The sequence below is a fragment of the Prescottella agglutinans genome (assembly GCF_004011865.1).
Classification (GTDB): Bacteria; Actinomycetota; Actinomycetes; order Mycobacteriales; family Mycobacteriaceae; genus Prescottella; species Prescottella agglutinans.
In genome coordinates, this window is sequence record NZ_RKLP01000002.1 from 410,195 (window position 1) to 432,691 (window position 22,497).

General features: G+C 70.9%; 27 protein-coding genes. 13 read left to right on the forward strand and 14 right to left on the reverse strand.

Annotation, left to right across the window (positions count from 1 at the left end):
• Nucleotides 1-20: 20 nt before the first annotated feature.
• Nucleotides 21-458 carry a large conductance mechanosensitive channel protein MscL gene (gene mscL, locus EGT67_RS05915; RefSeq protein ID WP_127915124.1) on the forward strand — a complete coding sequence of 146 codons (438 nt, stop codon included), beginning with the start codon at nucleotides 21-23 and terminating at the stop codon, nucleotides 456-458.
• 94 nt (nucleotides 459-552) lie between these two features.
• Here the strand turns inward: mscL and EGT67_RS05920 are convergent, their stop codons facing one another.
• From EGT67_RS05920 to mrf, 9 genes are all read right to left on the reverse strand, one after another.
• Nucleotides 553-768 (reverse strand): hypothetical protein, encoded by a 216-nt coding sequence (locus tag EGT67_RS05920; RefSeq protein ID WP_127915125.1) that lies wholly within the window; start codon nucleotides 766-768, stop codon nucleotides 553-555.
• Between the two features lie 15 nt (nucleotides 769-783).
• Nucleotides 784-1,278, reverse strand: coding sequence for a MogA/MoaB family molybdenum cofactor biosynthesis protein (locus EGT67_RS05925; protein ID WP_241565908.1), 495 nt, complete (start codon nucleotides 1,276-1,278; stop codon nucleotides 784-786).
• Nucleotides 1,279-1,373: 95 nt separating this feature from the next.
• Nucleotides 1,374-2,765 (reverse strand): S1C family serine protease, encoded by a 1,392-nt coding sequence (locus EGT67_RS05930; RefSeq protein WP_127915126.1) that lies wholly within the window; start codon nucleotides 2,763-2,765, stop codon nucleotides 1,374-1,376.
• 164 nt (nucleotides 2,766-2,929) lie between these two features.
• Complete coding sequence (locus EGT67_RS05935; protein ID WP_421958100.1) at nucleotides 2,930-4,393, reverse strand: HAMP domain-containing sensor histidine kinase; 1,464 nt, start codon at nucleotides 4,391-4,393, stop codon at nucleotides 2,930-2,932.
• Complete coding sequence (locus EGT67_RS05940) at nucleotides 4,393-5,079, reverse strand: response regulator transcription factor (RefSeq protein WP_127915127.1); 687 nt, start codon at nucleotides 5,077-5,079, stop codon at nucleotides 4,393-4,395. The genes EGT67_RS05935 and EGT67_RS05940 overlap by 1 nt, the downstream gene beginning before the upstream one ends.
• A gap of 68 nt (nucleotides 5,080-5,147) precedes the next feature.
• Nucleotides 5,148-5,759 (reverse strand): trimeric intracellular cation channel family protein, encoded by a 612-nt coding sequence (locus EGT67_RS05945; protein WP_127915128.1) that lies wholly within the window; start codon nucleotides 5,757-5,759, stop codon nucleotides 5,148-5,150.
• A 33-nt stretch (nucleotides 5,760-5,792) separates the two neighbouring features.
• A complete protein-coding gene (gene rpmF / locus EGT67_RS05950) occupies nucleotides 5,793-5,966 on the reverse strand; it encodes a 50S ribosomal protein L32 (protein ID WP_127915129.1) in 174 nt (57 codons plus the stop codon).
• Between the two features lie 3 nt (nucleotides 5,967-5,969).
• Complete coding sequence (locus EGT67_RS05955; RefSeq protein WP_127915130.1) at nucleotides 5,970-6,239, reverse strand: type B 50S ribosomal protein L31; 270 nt, start codon at nucleotides 6,237-6,239, stop codon at nucleotides 5,970-5,972.
• A complete protein-coding gene (gene mrf / locus EGT67_RS05960; protein WP_421958095.1) occupies nucleotides 6,236-7,465 on the reverse strand; it encodes a ribosome hibernation factor-recruiting GTPase MRF in 1,230 nt (409 codons plus the stop codon). The genes EGT67_RS05955 and mrf overlap by 4 nt, the downstream gene beginning before the upstream one ends.
• A gap of 115 nt (nucleotides 7,466-7,580) precedes the next feature.
• On the opposite strand from mrf, the gene rpmB reads away from it, so the two are divergent.
• The 10 genes from rpmB to EGT67_RS06010 all read left to right on the forward strand — a co-directional run bounded on the left by rpmB (nucleotide 7,581) and on the right by EGT67_RS06010 (nucleotide 13,620).
• Nucleotides 7,581-7,817, forward strand: a complete 237-nt coding sequence (gene rpmB, locus EGT67_RS05965; RefSeq protein ID WP_127915132.1) for a 50S ribosomal protein L28 — start codon at nucleotides 7,581-7,583, stop codon at nucleotides 7,815-7,817.
• A gap of 5 nt (nucleotides 7,818-7,822) precedes the next feature.
• Entirely contained in the window at nucleotides 7,823-7,987 is a 165-nt protein-coding gene (gene rpmG, locus EGT67_RS05970) for a 50S ribosomal protein L33 (protein ID WP_127915133.1), read from the forward strand.
• 4 nt (nucleotides 7,988-7,991) lie between these two features.
• Nucleotides 7,992-8,297 carry a 30S ribosomal protein S14 gene (gene rpsN / locus EGT67_RS05975; protein ID WP_127915134.1) on the forward strand — a complete coding sequence of 102 codons (306 nt, stop codon included), beginning with the start codon at nucleotides 7,992-7,994 and terminating at the stop codon, nucleotides 8,295-8,297.
• Nucleotides 8,298-8,306: 9 nt separating this feature from the next.
• On the forward strand, nucleotides 8,307-8,564 hold the full coding sequence (rpsR, locus tag EGT67_RS05980; RefSeq protein WP_031940661.1) for a 30S ribosomal protein S18: 258 nt from the start codon (nucleotides 8,307-8,309) through the stop codon (nucleotides 8,562-8,564).
• Between the two features lie 83 nt (nucleotides 8,565-8,647).
• Complete coding sequence (locus tag EGT67_RS05985; RefSeq protein ID WP_127915135.1) at nucleotides 8,648-9,829, forward strand: ABC transporter substrate-binding protein; 1,182 nt, start codon at nucleotides 8,648-8,650, stop codon at nucleotides 9,827-9,829.
• Nucleotides 9,826-10,860 (forward strand): FecCD family ABC transporter permease, encoded by a 1,035-nt coding sequence (locus EGT67_RS05990; protein WP_127915136.1) that lies wholly within the window; start codon nucleotides 9,826-9,828, stop codon nucleotides 10,858-10,860. The genes EGT67_RS05985 and EGT67_RS05990 overlap by 4 nt, the downstream gene beginning before the upstream one ends.
• Nucleotides 10,857-11,627, forward strand: coding sequence for an ABC transporter ATP-binding protein (locus EGT67_RS05995; protein ID WP_127915137.1), 771 nt, complete (start codon nucleotides 10,857-10,859; stop codon nucleotides 11,625-11,627). Before EGT67_RS05990 ends, EGT67_RS05995 begins: the two co-directional genes overlap by 4 nt.
• A gap of 49 nt (nucleotides 11,628-11,676) precedes the next feature.
• Nucleotides 11,677-12,603 (forward strand): AEC family transporter, encoded by a 927-nt coding sequence (locus EGT67_RS06000; RefSeq protein ID WP_127915138.1) that lies wholly within the window; start codon nucleotides 11,677-11,679, stop codon nucleotides 12,601-12,603.
• Between the two features lie 36 nt (nucleotides 12,604-12,639).
• Nucleotides 12,640-13,209: a DUF6630 family protein gene (locus tag EGT67_RS06005; RefSeq protein WP_127915139.1), complete on the forward strand. Its 570-nt coding sequence runs from the start codon at nucleotides 12,640-12,642 to the stop codon at nucleotides 13,207-13,209.
• Between the two features lie 24 nt (nucleotides 13,210-13,233).
• Nucleotides 13,234-13,620, forward strand: a complete 387-nt coding sequence (locus EGT67_RS06010) for a VOC family protein (RefSeq protein ID WP_127915140.1) — start codon at nucleotides 13,234-13,236, stop codon at nucleotides 13,618-13,620.
• A gap of 9 nt (nucleotides 13,621-13,629) precedes the next feature.
• On the opposite strand, the gene EGT67_RS06015 is transcribed toward EGT67_RS06010, so the two are convergent.
• Nucleotides 13,630-15,579, reverse strand: a complete 1,950-nt coding sequence (locus tag EGT67_RS06015; protein ID WP_127915141.1) for a vWA domain-containing protein — start codon at nucleotides 15,577-15,579, stop codon at nucleotides 13,630-13,632.
• Between the two features lie 13 nt (nucleotides 15,580-15,592).
• Nucleotides 15,593-16,987 (reverse strand): ATP-binding protein, encoded by a 1,395-nt coding sequence (locus EGT67_RS06020; RefSeq protein WP_421958096.1) that lies wholly within the window; start codon nucleotides 16,985-16,987, stop codon nucleotides 15,593-15,595.
• 85 nt (nucleotides 16,988-17,072) lie between these two features.
• Between EGT67_RS06020 and EGT67_RS06025 the strand changes: the two genes are divergently transcribed.
• Nucleotides 17,073-18,038, forward strand: a complete 966-nt coding sequence (locus tag EGT67_RS06025) for an alpha/beta hydrolase (RefSeq protein WP_127915142.1) — start codon at nucleotides 17,073-17,075, stop codon at nucleotides 18,036-18,038.
• A 334-nt stretch (nucleotides 18,039-18,372) separates the two neighbouring features.
• Entirely contained in the window at nucleotides 18,373-18,645 is a 273-nt protein-coding gene (locus EGT67_RS06030; RefSeq protein ID WP_127915143.1) for a hypothetical protein, read from the forward strand.
• A gap of 43 nt (nucleotides 18,646-18,688) precedes the next feature.
• On the opposite strand, the gene purH is transcribed toward EGT67_RS06030, so the two are convergent.
• The 3 genes from purH to EGT67_RS06045 form a co-directional block, all read right to left on the reverse strand.
• The gene (gene purH / locus EGT67_RS06035; protein WP_127915144.1) at nucleotides 18,689-20,242 is read right to left on the reverse strand and encodes a bifunctional phosphoribosylaminoimidazolecarboxamide formyltransferase/IMP cyclohydrolase; all 1,554 of its coding nucleotides are present in this window, start codon (nucleotides 20,240-20,242) and stop codon (nucleotides 18,689-18,691) included.
• Nucleotides 20,235-20,846, reverse strand: a complete 612-nt coding sequence (gene purN, locus EGT67_RS06040; RefSeq protein ID WP_206612294.1) for a phosphoribosylglycinamide formyltransferase — start codon at nucleotides 20,844-20,846, stop codon at nucleotides 20,235-20,237. Before purN ends, purH begins: the two co-directional genes overlap by 8 nt.
• A gap of 84 nt (nucleotides 20,847-20,930) precedes the next feature.
• The gene (locus EGT67_RS06045) at nucleotides 20,931-22,496 is read right to left on the reverse strand and encodes a cell division protein PerM (RefSeq protein WP_127915145.1); all 1,566 of its coding nucleotides are present in this window, start codon (nucleotides 22,494-22,496) and stop codon (nucleotides 20,931-20,933) included.
• Nucleotide 22,497 lies beyond the last annotated feature (1 nt).

Sequence of the window (22,497 nt, forward strand, 5' to 3'; positions counted from 1 at the left end):
ACACACAGAGGGGACATCACATGCTCAAGGGCTTCAAGGACTTCCTGCTCCGTGGAAACGTTCTGGATCTCGCGGTCGCGGTCGTCGTGGGCGCCGCGTTCACCGCGATCGTGACCGCGTTCACCAGCAACATCGTCGACCCGCTCGTCGCCGCGGTCGGCGGCTCCGAGGAGCACGCGTGGGGCAAGGAGATCATCGCCGGGAACCCCGAGACGTTCGTCAACGTCGGCGCCGTGGTGACCGCGATCATCAACTTCGTCATCATCGCCGCCGTCGTCTACTTCGTCCTCATCGTGCCCGCGAACGCCGTCAAGGCCCGCTTCGCGACCGAAGAAGAGGACACGAAGGCGAGCGAGGCCGATCTGCTGATCCAGATCCGCGACATCCTGGCGGAGGGCCGCATCGGCGAGGCGGCCGGCACGGAGCCGGACGGGAAGCACACCCGCGTCCTCGACTAGCCGCTCGATCCCCCAACGACGAAGGAGCCCATCCGAATCGGATTCGGATGGGCTCCTTCGTCGTTGTCGTCGCGCTGTCGGGGCGGAACGCCGGTCAGCCGTGGTGCGGCGGCACCTGCCGCCGCAGCCATTCGTCCTGGCCGCCGCCCGAGGACGACGCGCCGTCGCGGGAGCGTTCGTCGGAGGTCTGCTCCGGCAGAACCGTCCCGAAGATGGCGTCCAGCCGGGCCCGATCGATGCGGGCCCGTCCGGACACCGACGACGCCCGGCCCTCTGCCGTCGAGCCGGTGTCCGTCTGTTCCTCCGACATGTCTGTTCGTGCCGCCTATTCTTCGATGCTGGACAGCTGCCCGATGACGTGGCTCGCCAGCGGGGTCAGCGTCGCCATACCGTCGCGCACCGCGGCCCGGGACGATGCCAGGTTGGCCACCAGGGTGCTGCCCGAGATCCCGACGAGGCCTCGCGAGATGACGGCGTCGACCGCGCCGGCCGCGAGTCCCGAGGACCGCAGTGCCTCGCTGATTCCCGGCAGTTCCCGATCGAGCACGTCTGCAGTGGCGTCCGGGGTCACGTCGCGCGGCGAGACACCGGTGCCGCCGACGGAGATCACCAGATCGACGCCACCGATCACCGCGGTGTTCAGTGCGTTGCGGATCTCCACCTCGTCGGCGGTCACCGCGACCGTCGCGTCCACCAGGAATCCTGCCTCGGTGAGCAGTTCGGTCACGAGCGGTCCGATCGAGTCGACGTCACCGTGTGCGGTTCGGTCATCGACGATCACGACGAGCGCACGTCCGGCGAGCGGTGCTTCGAGTTCCATGGCCCCTACCGTAGTGGCAGCCCCCGGCAGCCCGCCCGACACCGTCGGGAGCGGCCTGAGAATCCGTGCCGGGGGCCGTGGATGACCGGATTCCATCAACGCCCGCCCTGGGTCTGGGTTCCGAGCTGGACGTCGACGGTCTTGCTGTTGCCCGCGGAGTCCTGGTAGGTCACCTTCACGGTGTCACCGGGAGCGTGGGACCGGATGGCCGCGATCAGCGAGTCACCGCTCGTGATGACCCGATCGTCGACCTTGGTGACGATGACGCCCTTAGGGATGCCGGCCTTGTCCGCCGGACCGCCCGGGGTGACCTCGACGACGGCCGCGCCGCCCGTGGACTCCTTGGCCGACACCTGCACGCCGATGATCGCCTGCGTGGCCTTGCCGGTGTCGACGAGTTCGTCGGCGATCCGTCGGGCCTGGTCGACCGGGATCGCGAAGCCGAGACCGATCGATCCGCCCTGACCACCGGCGGTCGCGATGGCGGTGTTGATGCCGATGAGCTGGCCGTTCATGTTCACCAGCGCGCCACCCGAGTTACCGGGGTTGATCGCGGCATCGGTCTGGATCGCGTCGATGACGGTGTTCTGGTTGCCGGTCTCGCCGCTGGTCGACACCGGCCGGTCGAGCGCCGAGACGATGCCGGAGGTCACGGTGCCGGCCAGTCCGAGCGGCGAGCCGATCGCGACGACCTGCTCACCCACCTGGACCCCCTCGGAGGAGCCCAGCTCGACCGGGGTCAGGCCCGACTTGCCCTGCACCTTGATGACCGCGATGTCCGACGTCGGGTCGGTCCCCACGAGGGTCGCGGGTGCCGTGCTGCCGTCGGAGAAGGCGACCATCAGCTTGCCGTCGGGCCCGCCGCCGGAGACCACGTGGTTGTTGGTCATGATCAGGCCGTCGGACGAGAGGATCACACCGGATCCCTCACCCTCGCCGCGGCTGCCGGAGACCTGGATCTGCACGACGCTCGGCACGACCTTGGCCGCGACCGCCTGGACGGAGCCCTCCGGCGCGTTGGACGCCGGGCTGGTGCTCGCCTTGGGGGCGTCGAGCGCGTTCGACACCGGGGCGTTGCTGCCGTTGCCCGACGACGTCGCGAGCGAGCCGACGGCACCGCCGATACCGCCACTGACCAGTGCCAGGGCGATGGCGCCGGCGACGAGCGAGGTCCGCCCCACCCGCCGCGGCGGTGTGTCCACCGGCGCGCCGGTGGTCGGCAGCGTGCCGGTCGTTCCGACGCCGGGGAACTGCTCGGTCGGCTGGTAACCCGCCTGGTAGCCGGGCTGCGGGTAGCCCTGCTCGGGATGGCCCGCAGCGCCTGGGTAACCGGGGGTCTGGGGCTGGTACCGCCACGGATCCTGCGGCGCGGACTGCTGTCCGTGCGCCTGGTACGGAGCGCCCTGCTGGGGAGTGCCGGGCTGCGGGTTGCCGTGCTGCGGAGCCCCCTGGTCGGGGCCACCGTGCGGGTTACGGTCGTCGGTCATCGCACCGCCTTCATTCGTGACCGCCTTGGTGGGCGGCTCTGGTCCGGTCGTTGACTTCAGATTGCCCGGCACGGCTGAGAGGCCCCTGAGACGCCGCTTTCAGTTTCCCGTGGACTTGCCACGAATGCCACCGAGATCACACCGGGGTGCCCGGCCGGCCCCGCTCAGCGGGCGTCGGCGTCCGGTTCGCCCGGCAGCACGATGCGGATGCGGGCGCCGCCGCGATCGGACGTCTCGACGGCGATCGTGCCGCCGTGCTTGACGACCACCTGCCGGACGATCGCCAGGCCGAGCCCCGATCCGGGCATCGACCGCGACGCGGTGGCGCGGTAGAACCGCTCGAAGACCAGCTCGCGCTCCTCGATCGGGATGCCGGGGCCGGCGTCGTCGACGGTGAGTTCGAGCAGCCGGTCCCCGATCTGCCGCATCATGACGTCGACGCGTTCGCCGGACGGGCTCCACTTCGCCGCGTTGTCGAGCACGTTGAGCACCGCCCGGGACAACCCGGCCTGGTCGCCGTAGACGAACCACGGTGTCGTGACCGCCTCGAAGTCGATCTCGTTGCGCCGCCGCCGCGCCTTCTCGAGCGACCGCTCCACGACCTCGCGGAGATCGACGAGTTCGAAGACGGTCTCCGGCGCGTCCTCCCGCGCGAGGTCCACGAGATCGCCGACGAGGGTGGACAGCTCCTCGATCTGCGCGATGACGTCGGCGCGGAGTTCGGCCATGTCCTCGTCCGGGATGTGCGGCGCCCCGGGACGGCTGGACGCGATGAGCAACTCCATGTTGGTGCGCAGCGAGGTGAGCGGGGTGCGGAGCTCGTGTCCGGCGTCGGCGACGAGCCGGCTCTGCCGCACCCGGGACTCGGCCAGCGCGCGCAGCATCGTGTTGAAACTGACCGTCAGACGGGCCAGTTCGTCGTTGCCGGTGACCGGGATCGGCGTGAGGTCGTCGGTGCGCGCGACGCGTTCGGTGGCGGCGGTGAGCCGGCCGATCGGTCTCAGCCCGGTCCGCCCCACCGTGGTTCCCGCGGCCGCCGCCAGGACGACGCCGCAGCCGCCGACGACGAAGAGCACCCAGGCGAGGCGGTCGAGGACGTCCTTCGTGGGCTGGAGTCGCTGCGCGATCACCAGCGTGCTGCCGTCGCGCGTGCGTTCGGCGAGCACCCGATTGTCCTCGACCGTCCGCAGCGAGAAGTCGCGTTGTCCACGGGCCACCGCGAGTTCGGGCGCGCCGATCGGCACCACCGATCCCGGCGGGATGTACTTGTTCAGGTCGGGGAAGATCAGCGCCACGCTGATGTCGCTCGTGTACAGCGTCGCGCCCGCGACGTACCGCGGGTCGAAGGTGATGAGGTCGTTGTCGACGATCGCCGACGCCCGCGACTGCAACTGCTTGTCGACGTCGGCGTACAGGGCGCGCGACACCACCGCGTAGGCGGCGACGGCCATGACGGCCACGGCGATGGCGACGACCGACGCCGCGAGCAACGTCACACGCCAGCGCAGCGACACCGAGCGGGTCAGCGGCATCGGCGGGCGCATCTCGTGCCGGGGCGGCGGCATCGGGCCGAGCGGGGTTTCCGGGCCGTTGGGACGGGCACCCGCCCGACCGAAGGGGGTGACCATCACGGTGGCGTCTCCCGCAGCACGTATCCGACGCCGCGCACCGTGTGGATCAACCGGGGCTCGCCGTCGGCCTCGGTCTTGCGGCGCAGGTAGCCGACGTACACCTCGAGCGCGTTGCCCGACGTCGGGAAGTCGTACCCCCACACCTCCTCGAGGATGCGACTGCGCGAGAGCACCCGGCGCGGGTTCGCCATCAGCATCTCGAGCAACGCGAACTCGGTGCGGGTGAGGCTGATCGAGCGGCCGCCACGGGTCACCTCGCGGGTGACCGGGTCGAGCGTGAGGTCCTCGAACTTCATCGTCTCCGAGTCCTCACCGGCGGCGGGGGCCGCACGGCGCAGCAGGGCCCGTAGCCGCGCCAGCAGTTCCTCGAGCGCGAACGGCTTGGGCAGGTAGTCGTCGGCGCCGGCGTCGAGTCCGGCAACCCGTTCGGACACCGAGTCGCGCGCGGTCAGGACGAGGATGGGGAGGTCGTCGCCGGTGCTGCGGAGCCGACGACACACCTCGAGCCCGTCGAGTCGCGGCATCATGACATCGAGCACCAGCGCGTCCGGGCGGGACGCTGTCACCTTCTCGAGCGCGTCGACCCCGTCGACGGCGAGGTCGACGGTGTAGCCGTTGAAGCTGAGGGACCGCCGCAGCGACTCGCGGACCGCCCGGTCGTCGTCGACCACCAAAATGCGCATGCCGACATTTTGGCCCGACCGACTGAGATCCCGCTGAGAGGTCCCGCGGAGTAGACCCGCGTGTCGGCTCAGTCGGACGCTGTCCGGGGGCCGGGCAGGCTCCAGCGCCGCCACATCGCGACCAGTCGCAACGTCGTCGCGACCACCGTGCCCAGCACCAGGGCCCAGTTGTGGGTCATGCCCGCCGACGACCCCGCGACGACCAGCGCCGCCCCCAGCAGCGCCGGGATCGCATACAGGTCCCGATGCAGCAGCAGCGGGACCTCGTTGACCAGCACGTCGCGCAGGATGCCACCCCCGATGGCTGCGGTCGCCCCGATCAGGGCGGACGCGAGCGGGCCCGCGTCAGCCTCGAGCGCGATCGTCGCGCCGGTGCTCGCGAACAGGCCCATGCCGAGGGCGTCGAGCACGAGGATCTCGCGCCGCAACTTCCCCAGCGCGGAGTGCACGAAGAACACGATCACCGACGTCGCCGCCGCCGTGCCGAACAACGGCCAACTGGTCAGCGACGTCGGCGGATGGATCCCGAGCAGCAGGTCACGGACGATGCCGCCGCCGATGCCGGTGAACACACCGACGACGCACACCCCGAAGATGTCGAAGCGCTTGCTGACCCCGACCAGGGCACCCGATGCGGCGAACGCCACGATGCCCACCAGTTCGAGGATCTTCAGCAGCACGCGGACAGCCTCGCACGGACCTGCCGCCCGCGATCACAGGCGCGACGGATCGACCACGCCGAGTCGTATGCCGCGGACCAGTCGGCGCGGCACGCGGTACGCCGTCCCACCGACCGTGACGGTCACCAGATCCGGGACGGACGCCTTCCACTGCGCCCGCCGGCTGCGGGTGTTGGCGCGGGACATGCGCCGCTTGGGTACCGCCACCGCTCAGCCCTCCCGCGTTCCGGGACGCGTCCGGCGACCGTACCGGCGCTCGAACTTCTCGACCCGCCCCTCGGTGTCGACGATGCGGTCCGCGCCGGTCCAGAACGGGTGGGACGCGCTGGTCACGTCGGCGACGACGAGCGGGTAGCTGCGCCCGTCCGCCCAGCGCACGGTGCGTTCGGTCCGGGCGGTGGACCTGGTGAGGAAGGCGGTGCCGGTGCCCGCGTCCTGGAACACCACGGGGCGGTAGTCGGGATGGATGCCGGGTTTCACGATGTCGTTTCTCCGTTCTTCTCGAGTGCGCCCAGGGAGGTCGGGGCGCAGGGGTCGGTGTGGAATTCGCCGAACGGGTCGTCCCACGTGGGCCACGACGCCTCGTCGGCGAGTTCGCGTTCGGTGAGCAGCGCCCAGTCGAGCGCCGCGGTGATCGCGGCGGGTTCGGCGTCGTGGACGAGGACGACGATCGAGGTGTCCCGGTCGCCGAACCGCTCGTCCCAGCGCAGGGCGGCGAGTGCGCGACGCTCGGCGTCGACGTCGCGCAGTTCGTCGTCGGTCAGGTCTGCGAGCCAGCGGTCGGCCGCGGCGACCCGTAGTCCCCCGCCCGCCGATTCGAGCCAGAGCGCGACGTCGGGGCGGGTGGCGAGCCAGAGTCGGCCGCGCGCGGTGACGACGCCGTCGAGCAGCACGTCGATCGCCTCGTGCAACCGTCCGGGGTGGAACGGTCGCCGAGCGGTGAACTCGACGAGTGCGACGCCGTGGTCGGTGTCGAGTGGCGGACGGCAGCGGAGCAGCGGCGAGTGGGCGCCGTCGACGCGGCCGCGGCGGGCGTCGGCTCCGACGCGCGCCAGCAGCGCCGGACCGTTCGGCACGGCGGACGTCGGGCAGCCGGGGGCGAGCCTCGCGAGCACCGCCGCCACCCGGTGCGTCAGCCAGGGGTCGTGGGCGTCGACGACGAGGGCGTCGGCGAACGCCACCTGTCCGACGGCGACCTGGGCGACGGTCCGGTCGTCGCCGAGTTCCTCGTCGCCGGTCACGGCGTCCCACCAGGCGTCGACGTCGAGGCAGGTGACGACGGCCTCGACCCGGACGTCGCGGCCCGCGGGTCCGTCGAGTTGTCCGACGACGCCGACCACCGGGACGTGCTCCACCGCCCAGCACACGGCCTCGGGCTCGAGCGCGGGGTCGAGTTCGAGGACGATGCGGCCGACCGAGCTTCGGGCGTGCAGTCTCCGCAGCAGCGGCAGCAGGTCGTAGCGGAGCGTGCAGGACACGCATCCGTGGGCCAGTTCGAGGACCTCGGTGGTCACCTCGGGCGCATCCACCGGCCCGGTCGTGACCGTCCGGCGCACGACACCCTGGCCGAGGTCGCCGAGGTCGTGACGCACCACGACGGTGGGTGTCTCCCGGTCGCCGAGGAACGAGTGCGCGGTCTCGTGAACCGGCCCGCTCCATCCACTCACCACGATCAGCGGAGTGCGGCCGTCCGGCTTCGCAGCCACAATCGAGCCCCTTTCGAAAATGATTGTCATTAACGATTGTCGAGACTACACTCATCGAGCGGTTAACGACAATCGTTTTCATTAGCTGGCCGTCCGCGGCCGGAAAGGAGCACCCGTGTCCGCTCGCTGCCAGGTGACCGGCAGACGACCCGGCTTCGGTCGGTCCGTCTCGCACTCCCACCGACGGACCAGTCGGCGCTGGAACCCGAACATCCAGACCAAGACGTACTTCCTGCCCGGCGAGGGCCGCCGGATCACCCTGCGCCTGACCCCCAAGGGCATCCGAACGATCGACCGCGACGGCATCGAGGCCGTCGTCGCCCGGATGCGGGCGGCCGGAGAGAGGGTCTGAAAACCATGGCACGCAACGAGATCCGCACGCTGGTCAAGCTCGTCTCGACGGCGGGCACCGGCTACCGGTACGTCACCCGGAAGAACCGGCGCAACGACCCCGACCGACTGGTGCTGCGCCGCTACGACCCGGTGGTGCGCCGGCACGTCGACTTCCGAGAGGAGCGCTGACCGCATGGCGAAGAAGTCGAAGATCGTCCGGAACGAGCAGCGCAAGCTGGTCGTCGCGCGCTATGCCGCACTGCGGGCCGAACTGAAGGAGACGATCCGGCGTCCGTCCAGCACGCCCGAGGAACGTTCCGCCGCACAGTTTCGGCTGGCAGGGCTGCCGCGGAACGCCAGTCCGGTACGATTGCGCAATCGAGACGCTGCGGATGGACGTCCGCGCGGTCACCTGCGGAAATTCGGTCTTTCCCGCGTGCGGGTACGCGAGATGGCCCACCGCGGGGAACTGCCAGGCGTACACAAGTCGAGCTGGTAAGGAAGAGCAATGGCAGTCAAGAGGGCACCGTCGAAGAAGGGACGCGGCGCGGACGCGGGCCGCAAGCCCAAGAAGAATCCGCTGTTCGCGGCCAAGATCGAGTACGTCGACTACAAGGACGTGAACCTGCTCCGCACGTTCATCTCCGATCGCGGCAAGATCCGCAGCCGGCGCGTCACGGGCCTGACCCCGCAGCAGCAGCGTCAGGTCGCCGTCGCGGTGAAGAACGCCCGCGAGATGGCACTGCTGCCGTTCACCAGCCGGTAGCACCCCGCCGAATCCCGCGCGAGGCCGCGCAGTCGCAGAGACTGCGCGGCCTCGCGCGTTCGGCGTCGCGCTAGATTCTCCGGGTGTCGTTTCCGATCCGTACCGCCGCTTTCCTCGCCGCGACCGCCCTCGCCGTGGGTGGCCTGACGGCCTGCTCGTCCGATTCCTCGCCGTCGGCGTCCGACGCCGAGGGCTGCATCACCGACTTCGACCCGAGCGTCGACTACTTCCCGGACAAGCAGACCGTCGAGTACGCACAGAACTTCGACATCGAGTACCACAACTCGTACCAGGTGCTCACCGTCCGGCAGCCCGGCCAGGCCGACGAGTCGTACGTGCTCACCAGGTGCGGCGCCCCGACGCCCGACATGAAGGGCGACCTGGCCGCCGCCCAGCAGGTCACCACGCCCGTGACGGACCTGTTCGCCGAGTCCACGACGCACCTGCCGAGCCTCGAGGCGCTCGGCAAGCTCGACACCCTCACCGGTTTCGCGAGCGCCGATTACGTCTACAGCCAGACCGCCCGCGATCACATCGCCGACGCCGGCGTCGTGCAGTTCGCCACGGCCGGCCAGGTGGACGCCGAGGCGGTCGTCGCCCACGCCCCGCAGGCGTTCGTCACCGGCGGCTTCACCGATCCGGCGTTCGCGGTGATCGAGCGCGCGCAGATCCCGGTCCTCGACAACTACGACTGGCTCGAGACGAACCCGCTGGGCCGCGCCGAGTGGATCAAGTTCTTCGCGGCGCTGACCGGCACCGAGAAGCAGGCCACCGAGACGTTCGACGGCATCGTCGCCGAGTACGACAAGTACACGACCCTGGCCGCAAACACGGCGCCCGTGCCGATCGTCCCGGGCCTGCCGTACCAGGGCGCCTGGTCGGTGCCGCTGGCCAGCTACTCCAACGACCTGTACGCCACCGCCCACATCACGCACCCGTGGATGAGCGAGCCGGGCACCGGCAGCCTGCAGACCGACCTCGAGACGGTGTTCGCGAAGGCCGGCGACATCCCGCTCGCGATCAGCACGTCCTCGAACACCAGCAAGGCCGAGGCGATCGGCGCCGAACCGCGCCTGGCCGAGTTCGCGGCGTTCCGGGACGGCCAGGTGTGGACGTCGTCGAACCGCGTGACCGACGCCGGCGCCCTCGACATCTACGAGCAGGGTGTCCTGCGGCCCGACCTGGTGCTGGCCGATCTCATCGCGATCGCGCACCCGGACCTGCTGCCCGGCCACGAGTTCACGTTCTACCGTCGCCTGCAGTGAACCGCACCGCAGCCGCCGTCACCGCGCTCGTCGCGCTCGTCGTCGCGGCGACCGTGCTGGCCGTGTCGGTCGGGTCGGTGACCGTTCCGTTCGACGCCACCGTCCGCTACCTGTTCACCGGGGACGCGGGCACCGGCCGCTGGACCACGCTGATCGAGGACATCCGGTTGCCCCGGGTCGTGACGGCGGCGTGCGCGGGTGCCGCCCTCGCGGTCGCGGGCCTGCTGATGCAGACGCTGTTCGCGAACCCGCTCGCCGACCCGTACATCCTCGGGGTGTCGTCCGGCGCGAGCCTCGGTGTCGCGCTGGTCGTGCTCGGCTCGGGCACCGGGGCGGGCGTGTTCGCGGCCGTGGCCGGCACCGGCAGACTCGGGATCGCGGCCGCCGCCGCGGTGGGCGCGCTCGTGGTGCTGCTCGTGGTGCTCGCGATCTCGCGGTGGGTGCAGTCGGTGGTGACGTTGCTGATCGTCGGCGTCATGGTCGGCTCGGTCACCAGCGCCGTCGTCTCCCTGCTGGTCGCGTTCTCGCAGCCCGCCCAGATGCAGCAGTTCATCCTGTGGAGCCTCGGCTCCTATGCGGGCGCGTCGTGGTCGGATCTGCGGGTGCTGGTGCCCGTCGTGCTCGTCGGCCTGGTGCTGGCCGCGACGCTGGTGCGCCCGCTCAACGCGATGCTGCTCGGCGAGGACTACGCGAGTTCGATGGGCGTGCACCTGCCGCGCACCCGGGCCGTCGCGATCACCTCGTCCGCCCTGCTCGCGGGCGTGGTCACGGCGTTCTGCGGACCCATCGCGTTCCTCGGCATCGCGGTCCCGCACCTGGCGCGGCTCGCGCTGCGGACGTCGGATCACCGGCTGCTGCTGCCCGGCGCGATCCTGATGGGCGCGGCGGTGTCGCTGCTGTGCTCGGTGGTGGCGCAGCTTCCGGGACGCGACGGCGTGCTGCCGCTGAACGTGGTGACCGCGCTCGTCGGCGCGCCGGTCGTGATCCTGGTGCTGCTGCGCTCGCGCCGGGCGAAGGCGGGCATGGCATGACTCTCGTGCTCGACGGCGTGACCGTCGGCTACCCGGGACGCCCGCCGCGCAAGGTCCTCACCGACCTGCACCTGACCGCGCACTCCGGGCAGGTGACGGCGCTGCTCGGCCCGAACGGTGCCGGCAAGTCGACGCTGCTGCGGTCGGTCGCCGGGCTGCAGCGGGTGCTCGGCGGGGCGGTGCGACTCGACGGCGTCGACGTCACGTCCCTGCCGCCGGCGCAGCGGGCCCGGCGGATCGCGGTGGTCCTCACCGACCGGGTCGACGGCGGCCTGCTCACCGGCGGCGAGGTGGCCGCGCTCGGCAGGCTGCCGCACCAGGGGTTCGCGTCGCGGCTCAGCGCCGGCGAGAAGCAGTTGATCGCCGACAGCCTCGAGCGGATGGGCGCCACGCCCCTGGCCGACGTCCGGCTGCACGAGATGTCCGACGGGCAGCGTCAGCGGGTGCTGATCGCGCGGGCGCTGGTCCAGCAGCCTTCGCTGCTGGTGTTGGACGAGCCCAGCGCGTTCCTCGACGTCGCCGCCCGGGTCGAACTCCTGGCGCTGCTCGAGGAGATCGCCGACGACGCCGGCATCACCGTGCTGCTCTCCACCCACGATGTCGAACTGGTGCTGCGGACGTCGCGGCACGTGTGGCTGGCCGCCGGGGACGGCACCGTCGTCGACGGCACGCCGGCCGCCCTCGTCGAGTCGGGCGCGATCCGGCGGGCGTTCGATTCGCGTCGCGTCCGCTTCGACCCGACCGACGGCATCTTCCGCCTCGAGTAGGTCTAGACTTTCCGCCGAGTTTCGGTTCGGTTTGGAGGTGCCCCGCGGCGTGTCGGGTGTGGTCGCGGGTTTCACGGTTATCTTCGTCGTCATCGCGATCGGGTACTTCCTCGGTCGCAGCGGCACCCTCGGGGATCACGGCCAGTTCGTCCTGAGCCGACTGGTGTTCTTCGTCGCGACGCCGGCGCTGCTGTTCGACACCCTCGCGAACTCCGATCTGTCGGTGGTCTTCTCCCCCACTCTGGCGGTCGCGGCGGCCACCGCATTCGTCGTCGCCGGCATCTATCTGGTGATCGCGCGCCTGTGGCTGCGTCGGCCGCTCCCGGAACTGACGATCGGCGCGCTGGCGTCGTCGTACGTGAACTCCGCCAACCTCGGCATCCCGATCGCGGTGTTCGTGCTCGGTGACGCGTCGTTCGTCGCGCCGCTGCTGCTGTTCCAGATCATGATCTTCTCGCCGATCGCGCTGACGGTGCTCGACATCAGCACGATGCGCCAGGGCGCCTCCCGGCTGGAGACGATCACCGCGCCGTTCAAGAATCCGATCGTGCTCGCGGGTGCCGCCGGCCTGGCCGTCGCGGTGTCCGGGTGGACGCCGCCCGAGGCGCTGATGCAGCCGTTCCGCCTGATCGGCGGGGCCTCGGTTCCCGGTGCGCTGCTGGCGTTCGGCCTGTCGCTCTACGGGGTGCGGGTCCTGGAGAAGGGCGCGAGTCCGCGCCGCGACGTCGCGCTCGCGTCGGTGCTCAAGATCTGCGTCCAACCCGTCCTCGGCTACCTGATGGCCCGCTTCCTGTTGGGCCTCGACGGCCACGAGCTGTTCGCGATCGTCGTCGTCTCGACGCTGCCGACCGCGCAGAACGTCTTCGTCTACGCCAGCCGGTACCAGCGCGGCACGGTCCTCGCCCGCGATGCCGCCTTCGTCACGACCCTCGCGTCGATCCCCGCGATTGCGCTCGTGGCGGCGTTGCTGGCCTGACGTCGCTTCGATCCGGTGCGTGTCTAGGCTGGCCGCATGAGCGATATGGCGTTCTTTCTCGAGACGGCCGAGCGGGGGTTCCCGCTCGATGGGGACGACGTGGTGGATTCCCTGCTCCGGGCGGGCGTCCTTCTGTCCGTCGACTGGTCCGGCGAGGAGCATCTCGGACAGATATCGCAGTTCGTGGCGCGGCGAGTGGAGGCCTTCGGCAGGGGCCACGCCGTTGCCGATGCCGTGGCATCTGCGGCCAGGGATGCCGCCGGATCCGACGACCTGGCGCGCGGTGAACATGTGCCGGCGATCCTGCGCGCCGTGGATGACGCCCTCGCGCCTGCGGGGCTGGCACTCGGCGAACTGCGGTTCGGCGACGATACGTACCGTGTCGGCGTCATGCGCCGCACGGATGAATCGATTCGCTCTTGGGGCCTCGATCGGCCCGCGTCCGAGTTGATCTACATCATCGACTGCCCGTGCGGCGCCATGAACATGTGGCTGCTGTCCGTCTCGGATTCCCGGCCCGATGAAGGCGAATGCAACTCGTGCGCTCGAAACCTGTTCGACCCCACCGGTACCCCGATCGCGCCGATGATCGTGGAACCCGCCTGAGCCGGACAGAGAGGAAGGGAATAGATGAGAATCCACCTGACGAGCGTGCACGTCGACGACCAGGACAAGGCCCTCGCGTTCTACACCGACGTCCTCGGCTTCGTGAAGAAGACCGAAGTCCCTCTCGGCGAACACAAGTGGCTCACCGTCGTCTCCCCCGAGAACCCGGACGGCACCGAACTGCTCCTCGAGCCCGACCAGCACCCGGCGGCCCAGGCCTACAAGAAGGGCCTCGTCGCGGACGGGATTCCGGCGGCGTCCTTCGCCGTCGACGACGTCCAGGCCGAGTACGGGCGACTGAAGGCGCTCGGCGTCGTGTTCACGCAGGAACCGCTCTCGATGGGGCCCGTCACCACGGCCGTCCTCGACGACACGTGCGGCAACCTCATCCAGATCGCCAGTCAGCCCTGACGCCCGCGATCACCGACCCGGCCGGCGCATCCGCATGTAGTCGCTGGCCACCGCGGCGCCGAGTCCGTCCAGGTCGGGCGCGACGACCCGGCCGCCGACGCGCTCCGCCATCCGGTCCACGACGCGGGCCAGGCCGGGGTCGTCGCCGAGTCTGAAGATGGTGACCTGGGCGCCGAGTCGGGCGAGGGTGTCGAGTTCGCGCACCGTCAGCCCCAGCGTCCGCACGCTCGGCGGGTAGTCGAAGAACGCCTGCCCGTCGGGCTCGAGGTGCGCGGTGGGCTCGCCGTCGGTGACGATCAGCACGACGGGCTGCGCGTCGGGGTGCCGGCGCAGGTGCCGGGCCGCGAGCAGCAGCGCGTGGTGCAGGTTGGTGCCCTGGTCCCAGGCCCCGTCCAGGCCGGCGAGTTCGGCGGCGCTGAGAGTCTGCGCGTAGCGGCCGAAACCGATGAGCTGCAATGCATCTCCCCGGAACCGCGTGGTCACCAGGTGATTCAGCGCGAGGGCGGTGCGTTTCATCGGGACCCAGCGCCCGTCCATCACCATCGAGAACGACGTGTCCACCAGCAGCGCGACGGCGGCCTGCGCCCGCTGCTCGGTCTCGGCGACCTCGACGTCGGCGACCGTCATCCGCACCGGCCTCCGGCCCGGCTCGCGCAGGATCGCGTTCGTCAGGGTCCGGGTGACGTCCCACGGCTCGGTGTCGCCGAACTCCCAGGCCCGTGACGCCCCGGTCGGCTCGCCCATCGAGCCGGCGCGCCGGGTCTCGCGCTGGCCGCCGCGGTGGGCGAGCCGACCGGCGACGTCGCGCAGCGCCGTCTGCCCCAACTGGCGCATCGCCTTCGGCGACAGCCGCCACTGACCGTCGGGGGCACGATCGAAGAAACCCTGCTGCTGCAGCGCCCGCTCGAGGTCGGCGAGGGTGCGGGCGTCGGCGACGGCCTGGTCCCCGAGTTGCCGGGCGAGCGCCTCGGTGTCGATGTCGTCGAGTTGGGCGCCCGGATACTGTTGCGACAGTTGCTCGGACAGCCGCTCGAGGTCGGCGACATCCGCGACGGCCGACGTCCCCTCCCCCAGGCCCAGGCCCTCGTCACCACGGAACTGTGCCGATCCGTCCCAGTCCTCGCCGGGCCGGGCGGCCTGCAGGTGCGCGTCCAGTCGGTCCAGCTGGCTCGTCAGCGAGGGATCCCCGAATGCCTGCTGCGCCAACGCGTCCAGCTCCGCGCGCTGGTCGTGGGTGAGCGAGTTGCGCAGCCGCTGCGCGGCCGCGGCCCGACGTGCCAGCGAGTCCAGCAACTCGTCGGTGTTGCGCGGGTTCTCGGGGAAGAACTCGCCGTGCCGGTCCATGAACTCCCGGAACTGCTCGGTGGTGTCCTCGCCGCGAGCATGGCTGTCCAGCAACGAGTTCAAGTCCTCGAGCATCTCCCGGATGCGCTGACGGTCCTCGTCCGTCGCACCCTCGAGCATCCGCTTCATTCCGTCGAACCGCTGGTCGAGCAGTTCACGGCCGAGCAGGTCTCGGATCTTCTCGTAGTCCTCGCGGGCCTGACTGCTGCGCCAGTCGTAGTCGGCGAGGTCGGCGACCGCCTGCGCCGTCGACGGCGGCAGTTCCTCGATCCGCATCTCCGCGAACCGGGCGTCGTCGTCGAGGGCGCGGGCCAGGGTCTTGCGCTCCTCGAGCACCGCGCGGTCGAGCAGTTCCCGCACCTCGTCGAGCGTCCCACCGAGGTTGTTGCGCGACAACAACTCCTGGCGTCGCCGGTTGGCCTGCGCGGCCAGGTCGTCGAGTCCGCGCCGGTCGCCGAATCCGCGGCGCAGCAACTCCCGCAGCGCCTGCCGCGGCGACGCCCCCTCGAGCACGTCGTCGCCGATCGCGGCCAGCGCCTCCCGCAGATCCACCGGCGGGGCCAGTGGATCGCCGCCCTCGTACGGGCCATACCGTGCGCCGCGAGCCGGACTCACGAGGCCGCCGTCCTCATGAGTACACCGCCTGCCCGTTCTCGTCCGGGTTCTTCGAGATCCGCCGGGCCAGGTACAGGCCCTCGAGCGCGAGTTCCGCGGCGGACGCGCGTTCGCCGTCGGACTGGGCACCGAGGCGCTCGGCGACCTCGTCGAGCACCTCGAGTTCCGGCAGCTCGCCGAGCAGGGCCTTCGCGGTGACCCGCTCCCCGGTCACCACCGGCTGTCCCAGCTCGACGGCGGTCACGAGCGGCGCGAGGTCGATGCCGCCGAGCCGGAGGCGGGCGGTGTCGGCGGTCGCCCGGCGCAGCAGGTGCTCGAGGATCTCCAGTTCGCGCCCCTCCTCCCCGGATTCGAACTCGACCTTGCCGCGCAGCACCTCGACGATCGTGCCGAGGTCGATCGGCCGGGCCACCGCCTCCGCCTCGCCGAGGATCGCGCTGCGGTGCACCGCGGCCGCGCTGACGGTCTCGGCACCGGCCACCGCGAAGCGGGCCGACACCCCCGACCGCTGGTCCACCGACGTCGACTCGCGCAGCAGCCGGGTGAACCGGGCCAGGACCTCGAGCAGGTGGTGCGGGACGGCGGCCTGGAGGTTCGCCTCCTGCCGGATCACCGCGATCTCGTCCTCGAGCAGCGACGGGTAGTGCGTGCGGATCTCGGCGCCGAAGCGGTCCTTGAGCGGGGTGATGATCCGTCCGCGGTTGGTGTAGTCCTCCGGGTTCGCGCTGGCCACCAGCAGCACGTCGAGCGGCAGCCGCAGCGTGTAGCCGCGGACCTGGATGTCGCGTTCCTCCATCACGTTGAGCAGCGACACCTGGATCCGCTCGGCCAGGTCCGGCAGCTCGTTGATCGCGACGATGCCGCGGTGGGCGCGCGGCACCAGGCCGAAGTGGATGGTCTCAGGGTCGCCGAGGCTGCGTCCTTCCGCGACCTTGATCGGGTCGACGTCGCCGACGAGGTCGGCGACCGATGTGTCAGGCGTCGCGAGCTTCTCCGCGTACCGCTCGCTGCGGTGCCGCCACGCGACCGGCAGCGCGTCGCCCAGTTCGGCGGCCCGCCGCAGCGAGATCGGCGTGATCGGCTCGTACGGGTGCTCGCCCAGTTCGGAGCCGGCGATCACCGGTGTCCACTCGTCGAGCAGCAGCTGGAGGGTGCGCAGCAGACGGGTCTTGCCCTGGCCGCGCTCGCCGAGCAGCACGACGTCGTGACCGGCGATGAGCGCCCGCTCGAGTTGCGGCAACACCGTCTCCTCGAAGCCGACGATGCCGGGCCACGGGTCGTAGCCGTCGCGCAGCGACACGAGCAGGTTCTCCCGCATCTCGTCCTTGACCGAACGCTGGACGTGGCCGGACGCCCGGAGTTCGCCGAGTGTCCGGGGCAGGTACGCAGGCGGTGTGGCAGTCACCACTCCAAGTTACGAGCGTTCTGGCGATTCGGCACCTGAACGGCCGTCGTGTGCGCTGCGATTTCCCCGGCTCTGATAGACACACGTCATGCCCGACTTCGAGATCACCTTCACCACCGGCGACATCACGCTGCACGGCAGCCTCCGTCTCCCCGCGGGCGCCGACGCGGACTCGCCCGCGCCCGCGGTGCTGCTGCTCGCCGGCAGCGGTCCCACCGACCGCAACGGCGACAGCGCCCTGCTGCCCGGCTCGATCGGCACCCTCGAGTTCCTGGCGGACCTGCTCGAAGAGCACGGGTTCGCGAGCCTGCGCTACGACAAGCTCGGCAGCGGCACCACCGGGCTCGGCCCGTACGACGTCGAGGACATCGGTGACCTGGGCTTCTCGGTGTTCACCGACTCCGCCGCCGCCGCACTGGCCTTCCTGTCCGGCCGCGCGGCCGTCGACCCGGAACGCGTGTCCGTCGTCGGGCACAGCGAGGGTGCGCTCATCGCGCTGGCCCTCGCCGACAGCGGCGCGACGGTCGCCGGACTGGGCCTGCTCGAGCCGCTCAGCGTGCGTCTGCTGGACCTGCTGACCACGCAGATCGACAGCCAGCTCACCGCGGTCGTCGGGGCAGGGCAGCTGCCCGTCGAACTGGCCGACGAACTGCGGCTGGCACTGGCCGGTGCCGTCGAGTCGCTGCGCACCGATGCCACGCTCAGCGACGACCTGCCCGATCCGCTGCGCGCGGCCGGCCTGGTTCCGGCGAACGCGCGGGCGCTCGCGGAGGAGGACGCGCTCGACCCGCGTGAGCTCGCGCGTCGCCTGCCCGCCGGCCTGCCGGTCGTGACGAGCTGCTCCGCCAAGGACATCCAGCTCGACTGCGCCGACGTCGACGCCCTCGACGCCGCCCTCGCCCACACCGCGCTCACGTCGGTGCGGATGACGACGGCGAATCACGTACTCAAGGAGATCGGCGCAGCCGCCTCGACCGGTGCCGACTACATCGAGCCGCTGCCCTGGTCGACCGAGTTCACCAGCGGATTCGAGGGCTGGCTCCGCAGCCTCTGACGTCACTCCCCGTGCCGCCGGCGACACGCTCGACGAAAAACCGAGATGTCGTCCGGCGGACACTGCTGTATGGTTCTCCGTTAACCGACGGGCACACACGAGAAAGGTACGGTCGCGATGCACGGCAAGATCCCGGCATTTTCATCAATGCACGTATACGCCAAGCACGCTTCGAAGCACGCATTCTTCGCCGTACCCGCGCAGCACAGCCACGCAGCCTTCTTCAGGTGGCCCCGAGAGACGAGTTCCCCGTAACCGGAACCTCTCTCGGGCACCCGAAGGCACACCGCCTCGGGTGCCTTTTCTTTTACCTACATCCAGTCAGGAGAACCACATGAAACTTCGACTCGGCGCCGGTGGCGCCACTCGACACGGTGCCGGTGGCACCACCACCCAGGATCTGCCCGGCGATCTCACCGGGCAGGTCGTCACCGTCGATCTGCGCCACGTCGACCCCGGTCAGGACGCCGGCGCGACGGAACTGCTCAGCGAACTGATCGCCCGCGGGGCGGCCCGCTTGGTCGTCGCAGGCACCGACGACGCCCGCGCCCGCACCCTGCTCGCCTCGGCACAGCACAACGCTCCCCCGTCCGGGCTCGCGGCCTGAGGCCCGCGAACTCCGGAAGAGGGAGCGCTGCAGAGGCTTTCGATCAGTGCGCGAAGTGGCGCGCACCGGTCAGGTAGAGGGTGACGCCGGCCTCGCGGGCGGCCTCGATGACCTCGTTGTCACGGACCGAGCCGCCCGGCTGGACGACGGCGCGGACGCCGGCGTCGAGCAGGACCTGCAGTCCGTCGGGGAACGGGAAGAACGCGTCGGACGCGGCCACCGAACCCTTGGCGCGGTCACCGGCACGCTGCACCGCGAGGTGCGCGGAGTCGACGCGGTTGACCTGGCCCATGCCGACACCCACCGAGGCGCCGTCGTTCGCGAGCAGGATCGCGTTGGACTTCACGGCGCGGCAGGCGCGCCACGCGAACTCGAGGTCCGCGAGGGTCTTCTCGTCCGCGGCCTCGCCGACGACCAGCGTCCAGTTGGCCGGGTTGTCGCCCTCGGCGTCGAGGACGTCGCGCTCCTGCAGCAGTGTGCCGCCGGAGATCGGGCGCAGTTCGATGCCGGTCGCGGTGGGTGCGGCCGCCTCGAGGACGCGGATGTTCTTCTTGCGCTGCAGCACACCGATCGCCCCGTCCGCGTAGGACGGCGCGATGATGACCTCGGTGAAGATGTCGGCGACCTGCTCGGCCATCTCGACGGTCACCTCGCGGTTGGCGGCGATCACGCCGCCGTAAGCGCTCACCGGGTCGCACGCGTGCGCCTTGCGGTGCGCCTCGGCGATATCGGCGCCGACCGCGATGCCGCACGGGTTGGCGTGCTTGATGATCGCGACCGCGGGCTCCGAGTGGTCGAACGCGGCACGCCACGCGGCGTCACCGTCGGTGTAGTTGTTGTACGACATCTCCTTGCCGTGCAACTGCTTCGCCTGCGCGAGACCGGCCGGCTCGGCCGGGTTGCCGTACAGCGCCGCAGCCTGGTGCGGGTTCTCGCCGTAGCGCAGCACCGCGGAACGGTCCCACGTCGCGCCGACCCAGCGCGGGAACTTGTCGTCGGACTCGATCAGGCTCTCGGTCATCCAGGTGGCGACCGCGACATCGTAGGACGCGGTGTGCTGGAACGCCTGCGCGGCCAGAGCGGTGCGCTCGAAGAGGTTGAAGCCACCGGCCTCGACCGCAGCCAGAACGCCCTCGTACTTCTTCGGGTCGACGACGACCGCGACGGACGGGTGGTTCTTCGCGGCGGCACGCACCATCGACGGGCCGCCGATGTCGATCTGCTCGACGCACTCGTCCGGGGTGGCGCCCGACGCGACGGTCTGCGTGAACGGGTACAGGTTCACGACCACCAGCTGGAACGCCTCGATGCCCAGCTCCTCGAGCTGCGCGAGATGCTCGGGCTTGCGGGTGTCGGCGAGGACGCCGGCGTGCACGCGGGGGTGCAGCGTCTTCACGCGGCCCTCGAGGCACTCGGGGAAGCCGGTCAGGTCCTCGACCTTGGTGACCGGGATGCCGGCGTCGGCGATCTGGGCTGCGGTCGAGCCGGTGGACACCAGCTCGACACCGGCCTGGTGCAGGCCGGTGGCCAGTTCGACCAGTCCGGTCTTGTCGTAGACGCTGACGAGTGCGCGGCGCACAGCCTTGCGTTCACTCACTGGGGATCACGGCCTTTCGTCCGTCGGAAACAACACCTCGGAGGGCGACGGCGGCCACGACCTCGGCCAGTAGTCGCCGTTCGACAATCTTGATGCGCTCGTGCAGCGCGGCCTCGTCGTCGTCGACGCGGACCTCGACCGGCTCCTGCGCCAGGATCGGGCCGGTGTCGACACCGGAGTCGACCAGATGCACCGTCGATCCGGTGATCCGCACGCCGTACGCGAGCGCGTCACGCACCGCGTGTGCGCCGGGGAACGACGGCAGCAGCGCGGGGTGCGTGTTGATGATGCGGCCGGCGAAGCGTTCCATGAACGCCGGGCCGAAGATCTTCATGAAACCGGCACTGATCACCAGATCGGGCTGGTGCGCGGCCACGGCCTCGGTGAGCGCGACGTCCCAGGCGGCGCGGTCGGCGTGATCGCGGAGCGCGACCTTGAAGTGCGCGATGCCGGCATCAGCGGCATGATCGGTGGCGGCGCAGTCCCGGTCGACCCCGACCGCGACGATCGTCGCGGGGTAGCCGTCGGCGCGCGTGGCCTCGATGAGCGCCTGCAGCAGGCTGCCCGTCCCCGACGCGAGTACGACAATCCGAGCGGGCACCATGGGCCGCAGCTGGTCACGCGTGGCAGTCAGCGCACTACTCCTGGTTTTCGAGACGATCCGGCCGCGTCACGGGCCGCCCCAAGCCTAGTCGCTGGGGGTCACCGGACCGTCCGGCAGGTCGCCTTCGGCGGCTGCGGCGCCCTCCGGCCGGTTCTTCCGCGATCCCTCGTCGACCACTTCGTCGGCTTGGACGACTTCTTCGACGACGGCCTCGATCGCCTCGTCCGATCCGGCGGCGCCGCCGGACGGCTCGTCCACCACGGACGAATCCGCCGGTTCCGACACGATCTCGGCCTCGACCACCGTCTCGGTTTCGGTCGTCTCGGTTGTCTCGCCGGCGGCCTGTTCCAACTCGGGAACGGCCGGCGAACGGTACCTCATCGCGGGACGCTCGAGCCGCTTCACCTCGTAGGTCGGCTCGCCGGCCGCCGCCTCGGGCGATGCGTCTTCCGCGTCCGCCGAGCCGGCCTGGTCGTCGTCGGATGCGGCGCCGCCCCGTCGCGCGAGAAGCACCCCGACGAGGACACCCGGCACGGCCAACCAGCCGAATGTGACCAGCCCGAAGGCGAGGGGTTCCACCCCCACGAACCCGTACGATCCGATGTCGCCGCCCGCCAGAGCGCCGACCACCGCGGCCAGCACACCGACGCCGGCCGCGGCGCACAACACCGTGTAGGCGGTCTCCGCCAAGGGCAGGCGCAAGCGCCCGCAGTCACGACCGAGCAGGGCACCCACCGTCACCGGTACGACGAGCAGGAGGGGCCACGCGTTGCCGACCAGGGCGGTGGGCACGCCACCGAGCACCGGGACCGGCGGTACCGGCCCACCGACGATCTCGAACACACTCAACGCCGTCCCGCCCGCGTGTGCGGTGCCGCCGACGAGCACGGCGACGGCACCGACCGCGACGTTCGGCAGATACAGCACCGACAGCACGGTCAGGCCCAGCACCCCGACGAACCCGGAGTCGTCGTCGAGCAGGTCTCCGACCTCCGACCACGACCACACGAGCGATGCGACCGTCACCGCGGTACCCGCAGCGAAGAGCAACCCCGCCGCGCGCGTGGCGGGCCGGGCGGTGTCGGGCAGCCAATCCGGGGCGCCCAACCGGGCGTTCTCGGCACGTCCGATCACCACCGCGACACCGGCGCACGCCGCGACGAGGTGGATGCCGACGACGCAGGCGAGCGCCTCGAGCACATTCGGCGCCGCCAGCGGGATGACGACGGTGGCGTCGGTGATCACCGCGGCCGCGATCAGCGTCGCCGCCAGCGGGCCGGCGACCGCGGCCGCGACGACCCGCGCCGCGTCCGCGAGTGACGACCGGGGGGTCACCGCCCGGGCACAGCCCCGCGCGACGGCCCACACCAGCAGCGCCGTCGGCAGCAGCGGCAGGATCGCGAGCGGTGCGTCGGTGACGGTCAGCGACACCTGGTGCAGCGCCAGCCAGCACGCCGCGATGGCGCCGACAGCACCCGTCAGGTCGCTGTTCGACGACACCAATGTGACGAGCACGGCAGCACTGATCAGGACGATCGCGACGCCCGTGGGGCGCAGCGCCACCCCGACCAGGGCACGAAGCTGCTCGGGGGTGTGGTCGGAGCGGCCGGGAGTGTCGCGGCGGGTGCCGCGAGCAAGCAGAGAAGTCATC